Genomic DNA, 19324 nt, shown 5'->3' with positions numbered 1-19324 from the left:
CGTTCTTTTTGTGATACCCGCGGATGAATCGATCTTCGCCGGCGGCATCTAAAGAAGTAAGGAGGGGAGGTATGCCATGCCGGAACAGGAAAAAAGGACGACAAATATCGCCATTCGGGCGACGATAGAAGGCATCATCGAGATCCTGGGGGAAAACGCCGCGAAGATTCTCTTTCGCATCGCGGGGCTTTCATATCTTCTGGAAAACAAGCCGGAATATAATTTCGACCCCTGTATCACCATCCCCGAGCAGGCGTCGATTTACAACAGCATCGCAGACCTCCTCGGTTTCACGGGTGCAATGGGGGTATGGCGGCGCATCGGCTACACGGTGTTGAAATACGCCCACCAGTACGGAGGGGTGCTCGATGCGTTCAACGACCTTCCACCGGATGAAAAATTCGAGCGGTCGATGGAGGTCTTTATCCTCGGCTCCGGCAAGGGACGGATTGCGAAGACCGGGGACGGCCCGGTTGATTTCGACTGCTTCGACTGCATTCACTGCAAGGGATACACGATGGATCGCCCCATGTGCACCCACTACGAAGGATTCGTCCAGTACCTCGCCGACTTCGCCTACGGGAAAAACATCTATCGAGCGAGAGAGACAGAGTGCAAGGCCCTCGGCGCCTCGACCTGTTACTTTAAACTCGAAAAAAGAGAATAAAACATCCGTATCGAAAGAGGCCGCCGATATATACAAACGCCCATCGGGGCGGTTGGCCTTTCGGCCCCCGCCCCGATGGTATGTGTCACGGATCGTATCTCCCACGCCCGGATGATCGCCCAGACTGCGGTCGAGCGTTATTTTTCCGCCAGGGCATGAGCGATGGCCCGAAAGACCGCGACGCTCTCCAGCTCCTTCTCCTCTCCGTCGATGTCGTAATCGGCATAGGCCGAGTTCTTGGCGATGACCACCCCACGGTCCGGATTGACGTAGATGAACTGGTTATAGATGCCGATGGCCATGAAATCGCCCTCGGGATTCTCCGGGATCCACCACTGGTAGCCGTACCCCATCACCCAGTCCGACGCCGGATTGTCTCCGGGCAATAGGTGCGGAGCGTCCGGCGTCACCGACGCCTCAACCCAGTCTACGGGCACAATCTGATCGTCTCCGCGCCTCCCGCCGTGGAGGTACAAAAGCCCGAAACGGGCGTAATCCCTCAGCACCGCGTTCAGTCCCCCGAAGGCCAGCTCCGCCCCGTCGCCGTCCACCAGCCAGTAGGCGTCCGCCTCCATGCCGACCGGCACCCAGATATATTCCTCCAGAAGCTCGGCAAGATTCTTTCCGGTGGCCGCCGTCAGCACCATCCCCAAAACCTGGGTGTCCATGCTGACGTAGTGGTTGTAGGTCCCCGGCTCCCGCTCGCTTTTGAGTGTGGCGATGAAGTCCGCCAGAGACGTATTCAGTGCGATGACCCGACCCATGCGGTTTATGTCGCTGAAGAAATCGGCGTACGTCTCGTCGAACCGCACCCCCGACGACATCTGGAGGATATCCTTGATTTTCACCCCGTCGTAGCCCGAGCCGATAAGAAACGGCACATATTTTGTCGCCGGGTCCTCGATGCTCTCGATGTATCCCTCGTCCACGGCGATTCCCATCATCGCGGATACGAAGGATTTCGCCACAGACCAGGAGATGTGTCGGGATGTTTCGTCACCTCCCAGAAAATACTCCTCATAGACAATCGCGTCATCGACGATGACGATCATCCCGGTGGTCCAGGTCTCCTCAAGAAAATCATCGATCGATTTCGTCCCTCCGTTGTACTCGTAGGTGTCGGGAAGCACCGTCTCGGCCCGCTCAAGCTCCCAGACGTCGTCCCCGGCGTGGACCGTGCGGGTATCGAAAAAGATGGCATCCATGCCGCGAAAATTCTCCACGACCACATCCGGCTCGAAGAGAACGATCACATGATAGAGCCGTACCAGTTCCTCCCGGTGGAGAATGCCGAACACGATCAACACCAGGAGTACGGCGGCGACACCCCAGCCGAACACTCTGAAAAAACGTCTCGTTCTACCCTGTTTCATCTGTCATCCTCCAGATCGCTGTGATACAATGCACCATGCGCTGCAACCAAGGTGGGAACACATCGATGCCGGATACGCCGGTGTCCCACCAATAGCATTCTTTCATCCCACTGTCAATCTCCGTATGTGCCGGGTCTCCGGTGGTTTCCGGACACCTCAGCATGAACGATGATCATATCGATCCCCAATCCAATGATTTTATATATACCCTTTTTTACGGAGGAGCCATGAAAGCACTGAAATATCTCTGTATCGGCCTCGCCGTCGTTATCATCTGCCTGGGAGTGTTCTTCCAGATCTTTTTCAGACACCCCCTGCCCGACTACGACGGCACGATCGTCCTCGACGGCCTTGAGGCGGAGGTGACGGTCCGCTTCGATGAATACGGCGTGCCCCATATCTTCGCCGAAAACGAGCACGATCTCTTCTTCGCCCAGGGCTATCTCACCGCCCGGGAGCGCATGTTCCAGATGGACATGACCCGGATGGCGGGGAGGGGCGAGTTGTCGGCGCTTTTCGGCGAGACGACCCTGGAGACCGACAAGTTCCTCAAGGCCCACGGCTTTTACCGCACGGCACACCTCGTGTGGGAGGAGATGCCGGAGGAATACCGGGTGCTGGTTCGGGCCTACGTGGACGGGGTCAACGCCTACATCGACACCGTCCAGACCCTCCCCCGGGAATACGCCATTCTGGGTGTTAAGCCTGAGCCGTGGCTCCCCGAGGACTGCGCCGTGGCCGGGATTCTCATGGCGTACAGCCTGACCCGTTCCAAGAAGACCGATCTGATACTCCATAACATCGGCGAGATCGCGGGAAGAAACGTGCTTGAGAGCATCATCCCCGCCTACCCGGACTACGGCCCCCGGGTATCCGGCCCCGCCGCCGGGGACGTGGGCGATGAGCCGGCCGACATCGTCTTCACGGACACGGGCATCCCGGCGGACGCCACGGGTGTTCCGGCATTCCTGGATCATTTCGAGCTTCCGGCCAGCAACTGGATGATCTTCGGACCGGAAAAGACCACCACCGGCGCCGCCCTCCTGGCAGGGAGCCCGGATTTGGAGCCGAAGATCCCCTCCCTCTTTTACCTGGTGCATCTTTCCGGCGGGCGCTTTGACGTTATCGGCGGCTCGGTGCCCGGCGCCCCTGGGGTGAACGTGGTGGGCTACAACGGTCACATCGCCTGGAGCACCGTCAACGGGCGGGTGGACGAGCTCGACTACTTCATCGAAAAGCTCAACCCGGAAAACGAAGACCAGTATTTGACCGAAAACGGGTACGAGGATTTTGAGATCGTCACCGAGACCCTGAGAATCAAGACCAAGGAGGGCGTGCGGGAGGAGGAGTACGAGGTCAAGATATCCCGCCACGGACCGATCATCTCCGACGTGATGTCCCTGGCCCCGGAGAACACCGCCGTGAAGTGGGTGGGGAACGAGCCGATGCAGATATTTCCCGGCTTCACGGAAATCTGCCTCGCCGAAAACTTCGACGAGTTTCGAGAGGCCATACGCCTGGTGACCACCCCGACACTCAACGTAGGCTACGCCGACAGCGAGGGGAACATCGGGTATCAATACATGGCATCACCCCCCATACGAAAAAACGGCGACGGCACGCTGCCGGTACCCGGCTGGACCGGCGCGTATGACTGGATCGGGCATGTTCCCTTCGACGACCTCCCCCACGACCTGAACCCGGACAAGGGCTATTTCGCGTCGTTCAACAACGAGCCGATGCCCACCCCCTATCACATTACCGACTTCTACCTCTTCGAGCGGGCGCTGAGCTTCGAGGAGTTGATCGCGGAATACGAGTCCGTCTCCCCCGAGGACGCCCGGGAGTTCCAGCTCAATACCGTCTCCATGGTGGCCCGGCGGTGGATCCCGGTGATCCTGGCGGCCACGGAGGGAGAGGAGGACCACAGGGAGGCGAGAAACCTCCTGTTGGGGTGGGATCAATCCATCGATAAGGACAGCCCGGCAGCCGTCATATTCAATCAGTTTTATGTGGAGCTGATGAAAAACACCCTGGCCGACGAGGCGGGTGAGGATGTATGGGACGAGTACCTCTCCCAGTACATCATCATCTACATCCCGGACCTGGTGCTGACCAACATCATCGATGATATGAATAACCCGCTCTTCGATGACGTGACCACACCGGATATAACCGAGACCCGGGACGACATCGTCAGGAGGAGCTTCGCCGACGCCGTCAATGTGCTGACGGAAAGGCTGGGGGGAAATCCGGAAAAATGGGCCTGGGGCGACGTGCACCGGATGACCTTCACTCATCCGATGGGGGAGAAGCTGCCGTTCTTCAACCTGAAGCCCGTGCCCATCGGCGGCGACGACTTCACCATCTGCGCCGGCCTCTGGGACAACGAGCACCCCTACGACATGAAGTCCGGGGGGGTCATCCGTCTGATCGTCGATTTCTCCGCCCCGGAAACCAATACCATCATCAGCCCGCCGGGCCAGTCCGGGCAGTTTTTGAGCCCCCACTACGACGACCTGGTAAAGAGGTGGCTTTCCAACGAACAGATCCCCATGCGCTTTCACGACGCCGAGGAGCTTTCGACGGTGTTGATATTGACCGGCGAATGACACAGATGTCTCCCCACGTATTCACGCTCACGACGCCTCCGGCGAAACCCGTCGGGGGCGCCTTCATTCCGGGCGTCCGATCGGTGCGGGAGAAAATCATATATATTTTCCGGGCGCTTTTTATGCCGCTTTCGATGTGCTACAATGCCGTCGTCATTATATATTAGAAAAGGAGTAGCGTATGGAACGACAATCCTTTGCCAGGCGATTCATTCTCCCGGTTCTGATCGTCTTGATCGTCGCCGCCGGGTCGTGGATCGGGTACCACGTGGCGTGGCGGCTGGACAATCGATCCCTGCACGACACGCTGGCCCAGATATTCGGCATCTTCTTGTTTTTCTCCGTCGCCTTCGGCCCCCTGGTTATCTATCCGTTGACCTATCGCCGGGGAGCGGGAGCTCTCGAGCGGGTGATCGCGTGCCTTGTGACGCCGCTTGCTTGGGCGACCAAGGACTTTTTCAGGATGCTCGCCGCCTTTACCGTAACCGAATCCCTCTACTTCTACCTGAACCCGCTTAACATCTGGCTGATACTGCTCCTGACGGCGGAGATGGCGTTTCTGGAAATCGGCATGCGAAGGGGGAGCGCCCGCCGGGGTGAAGACGTGAAGGTCTTTTCTCTCCCGGTCATCGCCGTGGGCGTCCTCGCCGTCTGTCTGGTGTTCGCCCTCTACGCCTGGGGCCGGGGGGAGAATATCTTCAGCTACTACCTGGTGGTATACCGGATGCTGTTCGGCCCCGGCGCGGGCCTGTAATCACCGAACGAGGGAGGATACATATATGTCCGAAAAAAACAAAAACAATCCGTTTTATACCGATATCACCCGGCGGGATATGCTGAAGGTCATGGGGGCCACGGCGGCGGCGGGACTCACGGGCCTGTCCATTCCGGGGGAAGCCGACGGGGCGCCGGCCCGGCGACCGAATATCATCTTTATCCTCAGCGACAATGTCCGCTACGACTGCCTGGGCGTCACGGGGCATCCCTTCATCCAGACGCCGGCCCTGGATCGCCTGGCCGGGGAAGGCTTGCTGTTCGAAAACGCCTTCTGCACTACATCCTTGTGCAGCCCGTCCCGGGCGAGCTTTTTGACCGGGGCGTACGCCCGGAGTCACGGCGTCCTGAACAACCACACGCCCTGGACCGGATCGATGCCCTTTTTCCTGGAGAACCTCTCGGAGTCGGGCTACGACACCGCCTTCATCGGGAAGTTCCACCTCCCCGGCGAGGGGCTGCCGGAGCTGCCGTACCTGAACGAGTACGTGTCGTTCACCATCAAGGAGCACCAGGGCCAGTATTTCGACTGCCCCCTGGTGGTCAACGGGAAGGAAGAGCCCTCCAACACACCGTATCTCATCACGGAGCTGACGGACCGGGCGCTTTCGTACCTCGATCGGGAGCGGGACAACCCCTTCTGCCTCTACCTCTCCTACAAGACCGCCCATTTTCCGTTTCTGCCGCCGAAAGACCTGGCCGGCATGTACGCAGATGAGACGCCCCCCATCCCCGGTGAGGTAGACCCGTGGCTGGGGCGGGCCGACGGCAACGTCTTTGAGGGGACGATGGTCGGCTCCATCGAAAATCTCTATCGGCGCTACTGCGAGGCCGTCACCGGGATGGACAGGGAGATCAGTCGTGTGCTCACCTACCTCGATGAGGCGGGAGTGGCCGATGATACCATCGTCATCTACGCCTCCGATAACGGCTACCTGTGGGGTGAACACCGCCTCATCGGCATCAACTGGCACTACGAGGAGTCCATCAAGATACAGTTCATAGTCCGGTGCCCCTGGCTGGTGCCGGATGAGGGCGGCACCCGCTCCCAGATGGTCCTCAACGTGGACCTGGCGCCGACGCTGCTTGAGCTTGCCGGGCTGGACATCCCCGATCACGTCCAGGGGACGAGCTTCCTGCCCATACTCTCCCGGGCCGATGCGCCGGGGAGGGACGCCTGGTTCTATGAATACTATAAATACTTCCCCGAGGACGTGCCGAATATGATCGGGGTGAGGACGAAGACCCATAAGTTCGTCCAGTTCGAGGGGAGGAGGAAGCCGGAACTGTATGATCTGACGGTGGATCCCAAGGAGGAAAATGATCTTTTCGGCACACCCGAGGGGGAGGAATTGACGACGGAGCTTGCCAATTTGATGCACACGCTCGAGGCGGAGCTGGAAACATAACGACTCTACGCAGCCACAAATGTATCGGCGCCCGTCCCGGATATCGGGGCGGGCGCGGGTTTTTTTCGCCGATAGGCCCGGCAAGACGACACCCCCCAAAAAATAAAACTCACCCCCTCCACAGAAGATGAAGGAGGCAAGTCAAGAGATCGAGATATCAAAGATGTCGCCCCTCCTCCCATCCCGGCACGGTCATCCGCACGATCGGCTCCCGTCCGGTCGCTTCCCGAGGGGATTACTTGTCCGCAGGCTCCTCAGGGATGACCATCTCGTATATCTCTTTATATTCCTCGTAGTCATGGGTGAAGGGGGCGCCCAGGTAGGCGTCATTCGTCTTCTCCATGTGCTCGTCCAGAAGCGCCCGCATCTCATCCAGTACTCCCGCATATGCCGGATCGTCCACCAGGTTCACCTGCTCGTTCGGGTCCTTTCTCAGGTCGTACAGCTCTTCCGGCACCCGGGGACTCTTCCAGGGCTGGTTGGGAAGCTCACAGACCCGATGGGCCCACTCCATGTGGTTGCACTGGTCCAGCCCCTTGGCGATGTCCGAATAGTTCCTGATGTATTCGTATTTCGTGGTCCTGACCGCCCGTCCCGGCAGGTAGTAGACGTGATAGGTCATCTCGTTGAAGACCGCGTCGTGGACCGGCCCGGTCTCCACTCCCATCGCCACGGGCCACAGGCTCGTCCCCTGGAGCTCCTCGGGGATCTCGACGCCCACGGCGTCCAGCACCGTCGGCATGATGTCGATGGTGCTGACCAGCCCGTCATAGATCAGTCCCGCGGGGATCTTTTCCGGCCATCGCATCAGGAGCGGCGTTCCCGTGCCCCGATCGTAGTGGGTCATCTTGTTGCCCGGAAAGGGCGGCCCGTTGTCCGAGACGAAGATAACGAGCGTCTCGTCCGCGATCCCCAGCTCGTCGAGCTTGTCCAGCACCTCCCCGATCATGGAGTCCATCTTGAGAGTCTGACTGTAGAACTTCGCCACCTCCAGCCGTATCTCCTCCCAGTCCGGCAGAGTCCAGTAGTCGGGCACGTGGACCTTCTCGGGATCGACGGGGAAGTCCTCGTCGAAGTAGAACTCGCCGTCGTCTTTCCTGTGGTTGTTCATGTAGTTGAGCTCCAGGTAGAAGCGGTTGTCCTTGTTCCGCTCCAGGAACTCCATGGTCAGGTCCGTGTCCTTGATCCACATATCTTCGCTCTTGAGGGCGATGCCCCCCAGCCGCTCCCGGTATCCGTACCAACTGGTGAAGAAGTAGGGGGCGACGTGCCACTTCCCCTCAATGGCGGTGTTGTAGCCCCGCTTCTTCAGAAGCGACGGCATCGTCGTGTAGCCCGGCCTGAGCTGCTTCTTGAAGCGCACGTGGGTCAGGGAATCCACGCCGTTGGTGTGGGGATACTGCCCGGTGATCATGCTGGCCCGGCTGGGCGAGCAGCTCGACGCCACCACGAAGGCCTGGGTAAAACGTATCCCCTCATCGGCCAGGCGGTCGATGTTCGGGGTTTCGATATCGGGGTTGCCGAAGGAGGAGAGGTCGAGCCACCCCAGGTCGTCGGCGGTAATGAATATCACGTTGGGGAGATCGGGATCATTTGCGAACTCCCGAGAACATCCGGAAATTCCAAGGCCGCAGAGCCCCGTTCCGGCGAGGGCGGCAATCGCCGTACCTTTCAAAAAGTCTCGTCGTTTCATACCATACCTCGCAGTTCGAATAAGAATAAAAAGAGAAACAGCGTAGGCCTGTCCCTGTTCGATCGTCTCCCGAAAGGGAGCTACTTGTACGCCCGCTCTTCCGGATCCGTCGGCTTGTAAATCTCTTTATTTTCCTCGTAATCCAGGGTGAACGGGGCATCCAGGAAGGGGTCAGCCGTCTCCTCCTGCCACGCTCGAAGGCGGCCACGCATCTCCTCCAGGGCCCCGGCATAGGCCGGATCGCCCGCAAGGTTCACCTGCTCGTTCGGGTCCGTCTCCAGGTCATAGAGCTCCTCGGGCTTCCGGGGGCGCATCCAGGGATGGTTCGACAGCTCGCAGAGGCGACGGGCCCACTCGGCGTTGTTGAGCTGGTCGAGGCCGATGGCCGTGTCCGAATAGTTTTTCAGGTATTTATACCGCTCGGTGCGCACCCCCCGGGTGGGGATGGAGTAGACGTGATAGTCCATCTCCAGAAACACCGCGTCCCGGACGGCACCCGTTTCCTCCCCGGTGATGACCGGCAGCAGCGATACCCCCTGGACGTCGTCCGGTATCTCAAGCCCCACGGCGTCGAGAAAGGTGGGCATCAGGTCCACCGTGCTGACAAGACCGTCGTAGTCGACCCCCGCCGGGATTCTCTTCGGCCAGCGCATCAGAAGCGGCGTCTGCACGCCCCGGTCATACAGCGCCATGATGTGCCCCGGCATCTGGGGACCGTTGTCGCTCAAGAAAGAGACAAATGTGTTTTCGGCCAAACCCAGCTCGTCGAGCATGTCCAGCACCTCCCCGATGAGCCGGTCCATCTCCATGGTCTGGCTGTAGTACCGGGCGATGTCGTCTCTGATCTCCGGCCAGTCCGGCAGCGCCCAGTAGTCCGGGACGACAACCGCCTCCGGGTTCACCGGAAAGTCCTCGGCGAAGGTCATCCGCCCGTAGGGATCCCGGTGGTTGTTCATGAAGTTCATCTCCAGGTAGAAGCGGGTGTCCTTGTTTCGCTCGAGAAATTCCCAGGTCCGAGAGGTGTCGGTAATCCACATCTCCTCGGCACTGGTGGCAAGCCCGCCGAACCGCTCGGTGAAACCGTACCACTTCGCGGGCAAAAACACCGCCGGGTGCCACTTCCCCTCCAGGGCGGTCGTGTATCCCGCCCGATTTAAGAGCTTTGGCAGGGTGACGGCACAGGGGGAGAGCTGCATGAAAAAATGCCGGTTGGTGATGCCCACCACCCCGTTGGTGTGGGGATACTGGCCGGTGAGGAACGTGGCCCGGCTGGGGGAACAGCTCGACGAGGTGACGAACGCCCGGGTGAAGCGCATTCCCTCATTCGCCAGGCGGTCGATATTCGGGGTGTGGATATTGGGGTTGCCGAAGGAAAAGAGGTCTTTCCAGCCCAGGTTGTCCGCGGTGATGAAGAGAAAATTGGGCGCATCGGGGCTGGGCTCTCCCGCCCCCGTGCACCCCGGCCCCCCCAGGCTCATACCGGTCATGGCGGCGGTCACGAGTCCCGCCGATTTCAAGAACTCCCGTCTCTTCATGAGGCCCCCGGTCGGTCTTCACAGAAGAAATACATATCGGATACACGATACCGTTCCTGTATACCACACAACAGCGGTGCCTGACAAGCGTCCGCGTGAACTCATCCGGAACGTCTGAAACATACAAATCGGGATACCGATGGGTGAAAAAACATCCTCCGTTCCTGTACACGGCCCTCGGTCGAAAACCGGGAGACTTTTCCATCATGGTCGGATTTCTCCGCCATTATTAACGTCCGTTTAAATGACTCTCTTGTGCTAATTATATTGACATCTCCCGTCGGCTTGTTTACAATCGTACCCATCATACAGGGAGTGACATGACTGTTCATCCCTCCACACCCGGCATCGGCGGGATATCTCCGGCCGCATGCAGTTCTGCACCGCTTCTCATCGACGGACGTCGTTCGCCGACACGGCCTTTTTATTCCGATTTTTCCGGCATATTACTCCTCACTCCACCATCTACCCGGATGTTCAGCGGTGATCGTTATATCCATAACCGCATCACATCCGTGTTGCATATTCACCACCAGATACAAGGAGACTCTCATGAACAAAACACGCCGTATCTTTTACCTACCTGCCATCGTGGCCCTGGCCTGTTTTCTCATTCTCACGGGCTGCGGTACAAAAGAGGCGCCGGACTTTGACGCCGAATATGACGTTATCGTCATCGGCGGCGGAATGGCGGGACTTTCCGCAGGGGCCCACCTGGCCTCCAACGGGTTGAAAGTACTGCTGCTGGAACAGCATCACAAGGTGGGAGGATGCGCCTCCAACTTCTCCCGGGGCGATTTTACCTTTGAAACGGCCCTGCACCTGATGGCCGGAGGCGGACCCGGAAGAAACGATCGAGGACTGTATACGCTGCTGAATATGTGCGGCGTCTATGACAAGGTCGAGCTTTACGAGCTGGATGACTACTATCGATCCGTATTCCCCGGCGTGGATGTGGTCGTTCCCAATACATGGGACGGCACAGTGGAGAACCTGAAGGCACAGTGGCCCGAGGAGTCCGAAGGCATCGATAAATTCCACACCCTGTGTACCGGGCTGTACGATGAACTGATGAGCGTGAAGAACCTGTTCCGCTACACCGGCTTGAAGGCGTTTTTCGTGAAGGTTCAGGTCCCCCTCAAACAAAAGATCTTCTTCGAGTACAAGGATAAATCCTTTCAGGATCTTCTGGACGAGTGCTTCGTCTCCGAAGAGCTCAAGGCCGTGTGCGGGCACGCCTGGGTCTATTACGGCCCACCCCCGTCCGAAGAAACGGCCATCGTACCCATGGCGGCAACGGAAGCGCTCCTCAACGACGGGCTGTTTCATGTCATGGGCACCTCACAGAACCTCTCCTACGCCTATGCAGAGCGCATCGAGGAGCTGGGCGGCACGGTGAAGGTCGGCACCCTGGTTACCAAGATCATCATTGAAGACGGCCTCGCCCGCGGTGTCGAGACCGAGTACGGCGACGTCTACACCGCCCGGTATATCGTCTGCAACACGGACCCGCATCAGATGATCTTCACCCTCATCGGGGAAGAGAACCTGCCCAAGGACTACGTGGACAAGGTGAAGAACCTCGAGATCGCAAACTCGCTGTTGGGCATCTACCTGGGCCTGAACATCGATCTCAAAGCCCTCGGATATGACGACGGGGAGATCTTGTATAGCAGAAGCCTGGACGCCGATGCGGTCTATGACAACATGATGAGCGGTAACTTCGCCGAAGGCGCCGCCTCCATCTCCATCTATACCAACTACGGCGACCCGGTCTATGCACCGGAGGGGAAATCCGTGGTGGTTATCGACGCCTACTCCAACTACGATTACTGGCCGAAGGATCCGGAAGAGTATCAGAAGCTTAAGATGGAAAAGGCCTGGGAAGAGATACTCGTGGCGGCGGATGTCATCCCGGAGCTTGCGAATCCGGAATACGTTGAGGAGATGGTCGTGATGACTCCTTTCACCCTCGAGGAGTACACCATGAACTACAAGGGTGTCATCTACGGATTCTACCTGAGTCCCGAGCAGTGGCAGAAGATACCCAACAATACTCCCATCGACAACGTATTCATTGCCGGCAACTGGACCCAGGGGTGGCATGGGTTCAGCGCCTGTCAGGTCAACGGCTGGCGGGCTGCCCGGCTCATTCTGGACATGGAAGGCATTGAATAGAAAGGATGGATGATGAAAAGAACAAACAGAATTCTCCCGGCCGTTTTCGCTGTGGTTCTTTTTCTCTGCTGCGTGTGCATTGTCGCCGTCTGTCAGGAGTACGGTCCCGACGTGATGAAGATAGACGACGTGACAAAGGCCACAACCCGGTATCTGCCGGTGGACTTCAAGCACGCCTATCACCAGGACGATCTGGGCCTTACATGCGTGACCTGTCACCACACAAACGCCGAGGATTTTACCGAGGGAGTGCCTCCGCTGTGCTCATCGTGTCATAACGCCAATACGAAGGAGATCCCCTTTAAGGACGCCATGCACAAAAGCTGCGTGGTCTGTCACTTGGAAGAGCAGGCGGAGGGAAAAACCCCGCCCACGGAATGTCTTGACTGTCATGTCCAGAGGCCGTAGGTATTCGACCATCTGACAGATAACAGAAAGGCCGACTCTCCGCATCAGCGGGGAGCCGGCCTTTCCCAATTTCACGATCAATTCGCCTATTCGATGCGATACCTCCCCCCCGCCTCGAGGATAGTGACGTCCGCATCCAGGAGCTTTCGAAACCGCTCAAGGCCGTGATCGCAGGTGTCGTAGGGGGAGAGCAGGACCCTTTTTGTCCCCGCCCTGTTCATGGCGTCGGCGGCCAGATCAAGGCCCCCTTCCCGTATACGCCGCCACAGCGGAAAGATCCTGAAGGGCTTCACGGTCTGTTTCCTTTCGATCACGTACACAGGGTCGTGACGATCTCGGTGAAAATCTCCGTTCCGGTCACCACGTTCTCGACTGATATCTGCTCGTCGATGCCGTGAATCATCTTGACATGGCTCAGGGGAATGGACACCGGCAGGATACCGTATGCGTCTGCACCGGCCACACGATAAAAACGGCTGTCCGTGGTGCCGGCGATAAGCCAGGGGGTGACCACCGCACCAGGATTGTGCTTTTTGATGATATCCAGCATCGTCCGGTAGTCGTCGGTATCCATGGACGACCAGCTCGCCTCGCAGGCGTAGATGATTTCTATCTCTATCTCGTCATCCTCCAGGGTCTTTCGGATAAAGGCGATGAAGTCATCAATCTTCTGACCCGGCAGCAGCCGCACGTCAAGCTCCGCCTCGCAATGGCTGGGGATGACGTTGGTCTTGTCCCCGGCGGTCAGCTTGTTGACGCTCAGGGTATTGGTGACCACCGCCTTCATCTGGGGCATGGAGAGAAGCCCGCTGGTCTTGAGGATCTCCACCAGGGTCTCTTCCTTTCCGTCTTCGACGTAGGGCTTCAAGAACTCCCAGCCCGTGGCAAGGTTTTTGAAGTATTCCGCGGTGATGGAGGTGATGATGATCGGGCGTTCCGCCGCTATCAGACGGCCCAGCGCCTCGATCATCAGATGCAGGGCGTTTTTATCGTGGGGCATGGAGCCGTGGCCCGGCTCCCCCTTCCGAACAAGTCGCAGCCAGCACGGCCCCTTTTCCGCCGGCGCCACCATGGCCAGCGGGCCCGAGGGGAGCAGGTCCGTCAGCGTGAACCCGACCTCGTTGATGACGGTGCCCTTCGGGAAGTCCTCGGGGTGATTTTCCAACAGCCATCCCATACCGAGCCCACCGCCCATCTCCTCGTCGGCCACCGCGACGAATATCAGATCGCGGTTCGGTGTTATTCCCTGTCTTTTGATTACGAGAAACGCCATCAGCTCCAGGATGCCCTGGCCCTTCATGTCCAGCGCCCCGCGCCCCCGAATCATCCCATCGGTCACCTCGCCGCTGAAGGGATCGAAGTTCCATTCCTCGGCATTGGCCGGGACCACGTCGATATGGTTCAAAAGCGTCAGCGGATCCTTTTTGCCCGTGCCCTTGATGACCGCCCGGATCGAGCCCCGACCCGGGAGTGATTCGTACGTTTTGTATTCAATTCCCTCGGCGTCGAAAATATCGGCGAAGAACCTGACACCCTTGTGCTCGTTTCCCGGGGGATTCGTGGTGTTCAGCTTCAGGTATTCGGACAACAGCCGCACCGCTTCGTGTTCCATCTCATCCTCCTGAATGTGGTGATGTGTTTATATCAGCGACCCTTCAGGACATCATAGCAGGTTTCATCTCCCATGACCAGACGGGTTTTTCGGTCCCGATTTTTGTTTTCGCAACGACGGCCTGTCTCCCGCTCGTCTCAAGCGCCGTCGGTTTACGTATCGAGATATACATCCTCTTCCATCAAAAGCTTCAGAATGATATCCCCCAGGCCGGTATTTTTGGCGAGGCGGCCGAAGTTCCTCATGGTATGCGCAAAATTCTTTCCAACCACCCCCATGCTTCTGGAAGCCGCATTATAATAGAGGGAGAGATAGGCGTTTTCCACCGCGGCCCCGGCCCCCATGGCGGTTTTCAGGGCGCAGGATTCCTTGGCCCCGTCACAGAACACCCCCTCGGTGGCGGCGACGGTCAACAGAAAGGCGTTTTCCATCCTCGGCATGTCCCCGCCCAAGAGATACACCGAGGCCGCCGAGGCGGCGCCCGCCGTGGTGACCGCCGCCTCACAGTAGGGGGAGAGCATGCCGGTGTGGGACTTTGCCAGCCCGACGACCAGGTGCGCCAGGGCCAGGGTCCTCAGCAGCCGCTCCCTGTGCTCTTCTGGGATGATGGATGGACCGCCGGTATCAACCGTTCCGGGGTTCTCATCTTTCTTCCCCGAAAGCCACGCCGTATCGAGGTACCCGGCCTGCCGGGCCACGGCGCCCACCACGGCGTTGACGACGATGCCCTGGTTGCCGCTGCCGAAGCTGGACATGACCGGCACCAAAAACCCCGCCATCCGGGCGCCGGATGCCGCCGCCGCCTCCACCCTCGCCCGGGCCACGATGTTCTGGATGGAAAATCCGGGATGGACGAGGGCATCGAGATCCGAACCGTACCCCAGACCCACTGTTTCCCCGATTCCCACCTTCGCCGCCGCCAGCGTAAGGGTGAGCCCCTCCTCCATGAAGGCGATGTCATCGAGATTGACATTATCGATGAAGGATCGAGCGTCCCCGATGTCCAGTGTGGAAAAGTACGAGACCCATTTTTCCACCCCGCCGTCGTCGGCGTCCTTAGTGAAGACGACCCCACCGTCCCTGGTCATCCGGGTGACCCGTTCGTGGGCCCCCTCCACCAGCACCGAGGCGGAGTGGTCACCGGAAAACAGCTCCACGAGGATATGTATGTCGTCGGCGTCGGTATCCAGCATCACCTCCACACCCGTGTGCTCCACAAACCGGGAGGCCTTTTTCCGTGCGGCTTCGGGCACGTCCGATATGACCATCAGTCCCCGATCCGGGTCCCCGCCGAAGGCCCCCAGGGCGGCGGCGATCTTCACCCCCCGCTCGCCGGTGCCCGGTATCCCCACGGCAAAGGCGTTTCTGAGCATGTCCCGGTCCAGGGTCACCATGATGCGATCGGGCTCGGTTTCAAGGATCCGTGCGGCCCGGGCCGCCGCCAGGGCCACCGCCACCGGCTCGGTACAGCCCAGGGCGGGCACCACATAGCGCCGCAGCGTCTCCAGAATCAGGTCTTCATCATATCCCATGCTTTCATCCTCGATATGGACCGACGGGAAGGCGGCCGGGAAGCCGCCCTTTCCGGTTATTTCTTCTTCATCACCAGGTCCCTCTGGACCCGGTCCTTGCCGGTCGGCTCCAGCACCAGCTCTCCCCCGCCGTCCACGGGCGTCTGGCAGAAGAGCCCCGCCTTTCCGTTGATCCTGCCGGTGCACCGGGCGCAGATTCCCAGGCCGCACCCTGCGTGATCGTAGTAGGCAACTGAGCTATCTAGGTGCTGATAAATATAATCCAGAACGTCCATGGCGCTCATGCCTTCGGTGAAGGGCACGGTGTAGCGTTGTTTCGTCCCGGCGTCGCTTTTTTCCGGGTCCGTTCGAAGGACCGTTACGGTGATATTTTTCTGTACCATTGTGTCACCTTTCGTGTCTGTCGACAAGTCTTTTCAGTGCTTGCCCCCGGTGTCCGAATGCGCCTCCATGAGCGTTTTCATCATCTCAAGATATGGCGTCTTTCCCCGGGGCGGCGTCATGTGTGGGACGGTCACCGGCCGGGACGAGAAGGCGATCGCATCTTCACCCCTGGAGACGATGGTTTCACACAGCCAGGCGTCGTTGTCCGTATGCGGGAAATCCTCCCGAAAGTGCACGCCCCGGCTCTCTGTCCGAAGGCGGGCGCTCTTGGCGGATACCAGGAGCAGCTCCACGATGTTCCGAAGCTCCAGGGCGTCGAACCATTCCTTGTTGTACGTCCTGCCGGTGTACGAGACGGAGAGGTTCGAAAGAACGTTCTTTTGAACATCCTCGAGCATGCCGATGAAGGCGGTCAGCTCACCCTCGCTTCGAATCGGGCCCAAGCGCCTGTGGGCAGCCTCCTGGATGTTTCTTCTCACAGCCGGCGGATTCTCTCCACCGGTACACGATAGCGGCGCACACGCCCGCTCCTCCGCCTCCCGAAAGGCATCTCGCTTCGGCTCCGGGGCCTTTTTGGCCTTTGCAAACTCTGCGGAAAAGCGCCCCGCGTCCCTTCCCTGCACCAGCATCTCGGTGACGGCGGAGAAGACCCGGTTGGCCCCGAACGCCCCCAGGGCCGCCTCCCCTGCGGCGTAGAGGCCGGGGACGGTTGTCTCGAACCGGTCGCCCACGACGATCCCCCCGTCGAAGTACTCCACCGCCGGGCCCACCTCCACCGGCTCGTTTTTCTCAAGCTTTTCAGCCCAGGTGGAAAAGTCTATCGCCTTGTATTTCCAGTTCGGGAAGATCACCCCCCCGACCATCTGCATGAATCCCCAGTCGACATCCCCCCGGGAGTAGTGAATTCCCCCGTTTTCCAGCGCCCTTCCCTCCCGGGCGGCAAGGGTGGACACGTACGAGAGGAAGCTCTTGTTCCACTCGGTCAACACCCCCTTCTGCTGCAGCACCGGATCGAACCCGCTCAACAGGTCATCGCCGTTTCGGTCGCTCATGCGGCCGCCGCAGACGAGGCTTAGGATATACGGGGCGAGACTCCCCCGCCAGATGGGAGGGGCGTAGAAGACGTTGCAGCAGAATGTGATGAACTCCATATTCCCGATATCCGCCCCGGCACGGAAGGCGGCGGCGATCCCATCGCCGGAGAGGTCCCGCATGCCGGTGTTGGGCCAGAAGGCCTTGTGCCAGCCTCCGGAGGCGATGACGACCGCCCCCGCCCGGAACCGGATGAACTCGCCCGTCCGGACGTCCAGCCCCAGGGCGCCGGCTATACGGCCGTCTGTCTTCATCAGCTCCAGGATCGATACGTCCTCCAAGAGCTCGACGCCGACCGCCCGGGCCTTCTTTAACAGCACGTCCATGATGCCGGTCCCGCTGGTGAAGATGGCCCGCTGGTCCGACAGCGTGATGTCGATGCCCCACTCCATCAGGTCGGCAAGCTGGCTCTTCGCCGTGTCGACATACTGCCCGACCAGCTTCTGATTGTTCAGATACCACCCCTGGGTCACGATGTCATTGAAGACCTTTTCCTTTGAATCGTTGACGTCCCCCTCCCGGCCCAGCTCGTTCATGCTCGTGCCGTCCAGGGTGAAGTCCGCCCCGGCCATGGGGCTTGCCCCGGACCGGGCGAGCGGCCCCTTGCTGACCAGAGTCACATGGACGCCGGAATGAGCCGCTTCGATGGCGGCCCGAAACCCCGCGCCGCCGCCGCCCATCACCAGGACGTCGGTATCGTGATATGTTTCCGCCATGATATCTTCCTTTCAGTTTTTTCATTTTTTTCGTATAGAATCAATTCGTGCCGTCATGTCCCGCGTATCGCTATATCTCCCCGAGACCGGCCTCCCGACCCCGGACCATCCGTCGCGCCGGGCGTCCGGACGGTTTTGAGATGTATAATCGACGCCTCTTTTCACCCACCTCGAGATCGAATCGTTCCCTCCATCCCCGATGCCCGTGGATCGTGCCCGTGGACCCAAGGATTCGGCCACCGTCGGTCACAACGATTCAGACGCGTGCGCGGCGTTGTGCGGGTGCTATTTCTTGTGCTTCAGGAGATCCCCCTGCGCCCGCTCCTCAATGATCGGGTCTACAAATCCGTAGTCCCGTCCCGGCTCGGTGACCGCAGCCATCTCGTCATCGGACGCAATGCCCAGGTCGAACTCGCAGCAGTCGTCCCCCAACGGTTCCATTTTGGTGTGATAGAGCTTGATGTTCGGAATGGTGAACATGAACGAGCAGGGATCTACGTAGCAATAGAGCGCTCCCAGCTTTTCCTCGTCCTGGCGGCGAAACTCCTGGGCGATGCCGCACCCGGTGCTCACAAGCCGCCTCGCCCCGCCCTCGCCGACGATCTCCGAGGTTTTATGGATGCCCCGCTGGGGCAGGTCCATCATCCCCGCCTTCCGGGCCTCGGCGCACTGCATGGAGTAGTCCCGCATGGCCTCCATGATGGCCGATCTCGCCTCATCCTCTCCCAAGTGCTTTATCAGGACCCGGGCAAACGCTAGGTAGAGCCGCCCGATCCGCCGCGCCAGGGCCCTCCGCTCCTCGGCGGCCTCCTCGGCGGGGATGGCCTCCTCACCCGTCTTGCCGAAATCCTTCATCACGCCCCACAATCCCTCCACCGTCGCCTGAAGCTGTTGCTTTCGTTCGTCGTCCATCATATCCCTCCGCGAATTTTTTGTTGCGTTCGTATAATTCAATACCGCAAATCCGGTACCCGCTTTGATACCTGTCTTCCCTCACAACAAAAATAATACGACGTCGGATTCGGATTGTCAATAAAAAATAGAACTCGACGTCGGTTTTTGTTTGACAGGTCAGACACCTTCGGATATAAAAGATGATAAGGATATCGAAAATGTAAAGAATATACAGGGACAGAGAAGGGGCATCGATTCGCCACGAAAAAAAGCAACCGGCAGGAAGGAACAGAGAAAGAGCATCGAACCGCGTACAAAAAGCCGTGTCGATTCTCTCCCGGTTTTGCCTTCATACACACCGGACCGGACGATCGACCCGTAGGGACATATACCTATAATAGAAGCATCGAATCGCATGCAACAGCCGTGTCGATCTTCGCCCTCA

The 19324-nt window shown here is 59.3% G+C and carries 15 protein-coding genes; 6 read left to right on the top strand and 9 right to left on the bottom strand.

The window, feature by feature from the left end; genetic code table 11:
* Nucleotides 1-76: 76 nt before the first annotated feature.
* A complete protein-coding gene (locus JW885_03515; protein MBN1881219.1) occupies nt 77-667 on the top strand; it encodes a 4-vinyl reductase in 591 nt (196 codons plus the stop codon).
* A 137-nt stretch (nt 668-804) separates the two neighbouring features.
* On the opposite strand, the gene JW885_03510 is transcribed toward JW885_03515, so the two are convergent.
* The gene (locus JW885_03510; protein MBN1881218.1) at nt 805-2040 is read right to left on the bottom strand and encodes a serine hydrolase; all 1236 of its coding nucleotides are present in this window, start codon (nt 2038-2040) and stop codon (nt 805-807) included.
* 227 nt (nt 2041-2267) lie between these two features.
* Between JW885_03510 and JW885_03505 the strand changes: the two genes are divergently transcribed.
* The 3 genes from JW885_03505 to JW885_03495 all read left to right on the top strand — a co-directional run bounded on the left by JW885_03505 (nt 2268) and on the right by JW885_03495 (nt 6835).
* Nucleotides 2268-4652 carry a penicillin acylase family protein gene (locus JW885_03505; GenBank protein MBN1881217.1) on the top strand — a complete coding sequence of 795 codons (2385 nt, stop codon included), beginning with the start codon at nt 2268-2270 and terminating at the stop codon, nt 4650-4652.
* Between the two features lie 181 nt (nt 4653-4833).
* The gene (locus JW885_03500; protein MBN1881216.1) at nt 4834-5406 is read left to right on the top strand and encodes a hypothetical protein; all 573 of its coding nucleotides are present in this window, start codon (nt 4834-4836) and stop codon (nt 5404-5406) included.
* Nucleotides 5407-5431: 25 nt separating this feature from the next.
* Complete coding sequence (locus tag JW885_03495; protein MBN1881215.1) at nt 5432-6835, top strand: sulfatase-like hydrolase/transferase; 1404 nt, start codon at nt 5432-5434, stop codon at nt 6833-6835.
* A 235-nt stretch (nt 6836-7070) separates the two neighbouring features.
* Here JW885_03495 and JW885_03490 read toward each other — a convergent pair whose 3' ends face one another.
* Entirely contained in the window at nt 7071-8528 is a 1458-nt protein-coding gene (locus JW885_03490; protein MBN1881214.1) for a sulfatase-like hydrolase/transferase, read from the bottom strand.
* Between the two features lie 80 nt (nt 8529-8608).
* Nucleotides 8609-10063 (bottom strand): sulfatase, encoded by a 1455-nt coding sequence (locus JW885_03485; GenBank protein ID MBN1881213.1) that lies wholly within the window; start codon nt 10061-10063, stop codon nt 8609-8611.
* Between the two features lie 552 nt (nt 10064-10615).
* On the opposite strand from JW885_03485, the gene JW885_03480 reads away from it, so the two are divergent.
* A complete protein-coding gene (locus JW885_03480) occupies nt 10616-12241 on the top strand; it encodes an NAD(P)/FAD-dependent oxidoreductase (GenBank protein ID MBN1881212.1) in 1626 nt (541 codons plus the stop codon).
* A 12-nt stretch (nt 12242-12253) separates the two neighbouring features.
* A complete protein-coding gene (locus JW885_03475) occupies nt 12254-12649 on the top strand; it encodes a cytochrome c3 family protein (protein ID MBN1881211.1) in 396 nt (131 codons plus the stop codon).
* 86 nt (nt 12650-12735) lie between these two features.
* Here JW885_03475 and JW885_03470 read toward each other — a convergent pair whose 3' ends face one another.
* The 6 genes from JW885_03470 to JW885_03445 all read right to left on the bottom strand — a co-directional run bounded on the left by JW885_03470 (nt 12736) and on the right by JW885_03445 (nt 18897).
* Complete coding sequence (locus JW885_03470; protein ID MBN1881210.1) at nt 12736-12942, bottom strand: hypothetical protein; 207 nt, start codon at nt 12940-12942, stop codon at nt 12736-12738.
* Nucleotides 12943-12959: 17 nt separating this feature from the next.
* Entirely contained in the window at nt 12960-14261 is a 1302-nt protein-coding gene (locus JW885_03465; protein MBN1881209.1) for a M20/M25/M40 family metallo-hydrolase, read from the bottom strand.
* 152 nt (nt 14262-14413) lie between these two features.
* Nucleotides 14414-15793, bottom strand: a complete 1380-nt coding sequence (locus JW885_03460) for a serine dehydratase subunit alpha family protein (protein ID MBN1881208.1) — start codon at nt 15791-15793, stop codon at nt 14414-14416.
* Between the two features lie 56 nt (nt 15794-15849).
* A complete protein-coding gene (locus tag JW885_03455) occupies nt 15850-16176 on the bottom strand; it encodes a succinate dehydrogenase (protein MBN1881207.1) in 327 nt (108 codons plus the stop codon).
* A 33-nt stretch (nt 16177-16209) separates the two neighbouring features.
* Nucleotides 16210-17985 (bottom strand): FAD-binding protein, encoded by a 1776-nt coding sequence (locus tag JW885_03450; GenBank protein MBN1881206.1) that lies wholly within the window; start codon nt 17983-17985, stop codon nt 16210-16212.
* Between the two features lie 285 nt (nt 17986-18270).
* Nucleotides 18271-18897 carry an L-2-amino-thiazoline-4-carboxylic acid hydrolase gene (locus JW885_03445; GenBank protein MBN1881205.1) on the bottom strand — a complete coding sequence of 209 codons (627 nt, stop codon included), beginning with the start codon at nt 18895-18897 and terminating at the stop codon, nt 18271-18273.
* Between the last annotated feature and the right edge of the window lie 427 nt (nt 18898-19324).

The organism is Candidatus Zymogenaceae bacterium (genome assembly GCA_016931225.1).
Taxonomy (GTDB): Bacteria; Desulfobacterota; Zymogenia; order Zymogenales; family Zymogenaceae; genus JAFGFE01.
This window is presented reverse-complemented; position numbering and strand designations above follow the sequence as displayed.

Excerpts from the sequence above, each read along its gene's own strand:
- JW885_03515 (MBN1881219.1), top strand. The coding sequence starts at position 77 with ATGCCGGAACAGGAAAAAAGGACGACAAATATCGCCATTCGGGCGACG.
- JW885_03510 (MBN1881218.1), bottom strand. The coding sequence starts at position 2,040 with ATGAAACAGGGTAGAACGAGACGTTTTTTCAGAGTGTTCGGCTGGGGT.
- JW885_03505 (MBN1881217.1), top strand. The coding sequence starts at position 2,268 with ATGAAAGCACTGAAATATCTCTGTATCGGCCTCGCCGTCGTTATCATC.
- JW885_03500 (MBN1881216.1), top strand. The coding sequence starts at position 4,834 with ATGGAACGACAATCCTTTGCCAGGCGATTCATTCTCCCGGTTCTGATC.
- JW885_03495 (MBN1881215.1), top strand. The coding sequence starts at position 5,432 with ATGTCCGAAAAAAACAAAAACAATCCGTTTTATACCGATATCACCCGG.
- JW885_03490 (MBN1881214.1), bottom strand. The coding sequence starts at position 8,528 with ATGAAACGACGAGACTTTTTGAAAGGTACGGCGATTGCCGCCCTCGCC.
- JW885_03485 (MBN1881213.1), bottom strand. The coding sequence starts at position 10,063 with ATGAAGAGACGGGAGTTCTTGAAATCGGCGGGACTCGTGACCGCCGCC.
- JW885_03480 (MBN1881212.1), top strand. The coding sequence starts at position 10,616 with ATGAACAAAACACGCCGTATCTTTTACCTACCTGCCATCGTGGCCCTG.
- JW885_03475 (MBN1881211.1), top strand. The coding sequence starts at position 12,254 with ATGAAAAGAACAAACAGAATTCTCCCGGCCGTTTTCGCTGTGGTTCTT.
- JW885_03465 (MBN1881209.1), bottom strand. The coding sequence starts at position 14,261 with ATGGAACACGAAGCGGTGCGGCTGTTGTCCGAATACCTGAAGCTGAAC.
- JW885_03460 (MBN1881208.1), bottom strand. The coding sequence starts at position 15,793 with ATGGGATATGATGAAGACCTGATTCTGGAGACGCTGCGGCGCTATGTG.
- JW885_03455 (MBN1881207.1), bottom strand. The coding sequence starts at position 16,176 with ATGGTACAGAAAAATATCACCGTAACGGTCCTTCGAACGGACCCGGAA.
- JW885_03450 (MBN1881206.1), bottom strand. The coding sequence starts at position 17,985 with ATGGCGGAAACATATCACGATACCGACGTCCTGGTGATGGGCGGCGGC.
- JW885_03445 (MBN1881205.1), bottom strand. The coding sequence starts at position 18,897 with ATGGACGACGAACGAAAGCAACAGCTTCAGGCGACGGTGGAGGGATTG.